The following is a 1,749-nucleotide window of genomic DNA, read 5'->3' on the forward strand; positions in this document are numbered from 1 at the left end:
CCGAAACCGGCACAGAGCTCGTCGCCGCTTGACCGCCGTTTGTTGTCAGCCCGACGACGAACCGGAAAACTGAACAGCGCACAGAGCCTCACGCAGGCGATCTACACCATCCCACGGGACGTGACCGAGTGCACTCCAACACAACACAAACCGTCGACCAGCGAGGACCCATGGGCTGGGTCGCCGAAACTGATCGCCCGAGGCGCCAACCACGTGCCGGACTCGATGCTCACGTCGGAAACGCCGTGCTGGCGTACGTCCTGTCGCGGGGGAACCCGCAGAGGCTCAGGACCGGCGGCGGACCGGTCTGCTCAACCTCGCGTTACGGCTGGCCACAACGCCGTGCGGCCCCCTGTACGGCCGAAACGTCAGCCACAACCGCCAACTCGGTGCGCCGCGACACCCCTGCCTCGCCGGGCAGTCACGAACTGTAGTCGCAGCGGGCGTCGACCGGGGAGCACCCAGCCCCGCCACGCCAACGGGTACCGCCGGTTGGCGCGCCGGTACCCGGGCAGCAGGATGTCCCGCCCGAAGGTGTGCTGTTCGTGTTCGGCGACCGCGTTGCTGAGCGGTCGGGATCGACGTGGACCAGAAACCGAAAGGTACTGCGGTGCTCCAGCCAGCTCCCAAGGGTCGGCACGTAGATTCGCCGGACGGTGGCGGCGCAGCCAGTTCAAAGCGTCCGCAGTGGCCATCCACTGGAACAGCACACACCGATCGGACCGCAGGCAGAACATACGCGGTTCGGGCAGGACGGCGCTCAACCCGGTGCCCGGCACGGAGCGGCGCCAGGGGCTGGCACACCGCAACCGCTTGGACCCGATCGAGCCGATGCGGCGTTCACGGGTGGCAGAAGATCGGCGAGCGCTACCTCGGGCGCACGCTTACTCAACCAGCGTGTTCGGGCTCTGCAGGAACGTCCTGACATGCTCGAGCAGCGGAGCCGGCAACTCCCCGCCGTCGTCGTCCCACCGGGCGCTGGACACGTACACCACGAAACCCACCCGCTCACCGATCATGATTACCTCGCCGGGCACGGTAGCGGTCCGGCCATCGATCGACAGCCGTATCCAGCCCCGGGATGAACCGACCTTCGAGATCGTAGGGCCGGCAACACCGTCGGGCGTGCCGGTGTCGTGACCGCCTGCCTCGTTCTGGTCCGACACGAACGGCTCCTTCGCTAACTCTTACCACCAGTCAGCCGGGCGAGGTTCCTTGTCGCGTCCTCGTCACCGAACTCGGCGGCCTTCCGGTACCACTCCACCGCCTCGGCCGGACGTTCGCGGGCCTCCATCAACACCCCGATGTTATTCATCGCCCGGGTGTCGCCGTGATCGGCGGCGATCCGCATCGACGTCTCAGCCGCTGCATAAGCCCCCCGCTCGGCCTGAAGGATACCGAGTTCGAACGCCGCACCCGCGTCACCCGCCTCGGTCGCCTTCGCCAGCCAGTACTCGGCCTGCACCGTTCGACCGGCGGCTATGTCGGTCCGACCGAGTCGCGTCATGGCGGGTACGTACCTGGCGCCGGCCGCCCGCCACAGCCAGTCGGTGGCCCCCGCCGTGTCGCCCCGCCGCCCGGTCAGCAGCGCGAGGTTGTACATAGCCTGCGGGTCGCCAGCCTCTGAGCTGTGTCAAGGATCTTGGACAGGTCCTCGTGGGTTTGCTGGTCAGGCGGCGATGCGGATCTGGTAGTCGGTGAGGGCTTCGGCTGGGGTGCGGTAGTCGAGCGCAGAGTGCAGCCGCTGCC

At 67.8% G+C, this 1,749-nt stretch carries 2 protein-coding genes; both read right to left on the minus strand.

Features of this window, described 5'->3' with window-relative positions:
- Positions 1 to 884: 884 nt before the first annotated feature.
- Positions 885 to 1,166 carry a hypothetical protein gene (locus ACNTMW_RS34230; protein WP_426638220.1) on the minus strand — a complete coding sequence of 94 codons (282 nt, stop codon included), beginning with the start codon at positions 1,164 to 1,166 and terminating at the stop codon, positions 885 to 887.
- A 14-nt stretch (positions 1,167 to 1,180) separates the two neighbouring features.
- Positions 1,181 to 1,507, minus strand: coding sequence for an SEL1-like repeat protein (locus ACNTMW_RS34235; RefSeq protein WP_426638221.1), 327 nt, complete (start codon positions 1,505 to 1,507; stop codon positions 1,181 to 1,183).
- Between the last annotated feature and the right edge of the window lie 242 nt (positions 1,508 to 1,749).

The organism is Planosporangium spinosum, from assembly GCF_049999945.1.
Taxonomy (GTDB): domain Bacteria; phylum Actinomycetota; class Actinomycetes; order Mycobacteriales; family Micromonosporaceae; genus Planosporangium; species Planosporangium spinosum.